We start from the raw sequence: 931 nt of genomic DNA, 5'->3' as shown, positions 1-931 counted from the left end.
TCGCCCTATTCAGACTCGCTTTCGCTGCGGCTACGGCTCTCCACCTTAACCTTGCACGTAATCGTAACTCGCCGGTTCATTCTACAAAAGGCACGCCATCACCCATTTAACGGGCTCTGACTTCTTGTAAGCGCACGGTTTCAGGTTCTTTTTCACTCCGCTCCCGCGGTGCTTTTCACCTTTCCCTCACGGTACTGCTTCACTATCGGTCACCAGGGAGTATTTAGCCTTGGCAGATGGTCCTGCCGGATTCCGACGGGGTTTCACGTGTCCCGCCGTACTCAGGATCCGTCTCGGAGAGTGCTGGCTTTTGGTTACAGGGCTTTTACCTCGTTTTGCGGGCCTTTCCAGACCTCTTCGCCTAACCAACACCTTTGTAACTCCATGTGAGACGTCCTACAACCCCAAGGAGCAAGCTCCTTGGTTTGGGCTAATCCGCGTTCGCTCGCCGCTACTGACGGAATCACTTTTGTTTTCTCTTCCTCGGGGTACTTAGATGTTTCAGTTCCCCCGGTATGCCTCTTACTGAGCTATGGATTCACTCAGTAGTAACTGTCCATTACGACAGCTGGGTTTCCCCATTCGGAAATCCCCGGATCAAAGCCTGCTTACGGCTCCCCGAGGCGGTATCGTTGTTCGCCACGTCCTTCTTCGGCTCCTGGTGCCTAGGCATCCTCCGTGCGCTCTTACTAGCTTAACCTCATTTAAAGCTAAAGGATGTTACTATGCATTGTTTTGCTATCCAGTTTTCAAAGTGCAAAGTTTGTTTCCCTGTCGTTTTCGTTGACAGGAAAATTAGTTTAACATGCCCGTTTGTCATAATCAACAAGTAATTATTGGCAACAAACTCACATATTAGAGTGCAATGATGCACCCGCTTGGCGACGTCCTACTCTCCCAGGACCCTGCGGTCCAAGTACCATCGGCGCTG

General features: G+C 51.1%; 1 rRNA gene. It reads right to left on the bottom strand.

Annotation, left to right across the window (positions count from 1 at the left end):
* Positions 1 to 700 (bottom strand): 23S ribosomal RNA (locus tag KP806_RS27440); the annotation flags it as partial.
* Positions 701 to 931: the final 231 nt, after the last annotated feature.

The sequence above is a fragment of the Paenibacillus vietnamensis genome, assembly GCF_020169515.1.
Classification (GTDB): Bacteria; Bacillota; Bacilli; order Paenibacillales; family Paenibacillaceae; genus Pristimantibacillus; species Pristimantibacillus vietnamensis.
The sequence above is the reverse complement of the archived record's forward strand: the minus strand, read 5'-3'. Positions and strand labels throughout refer to the sequence as shown.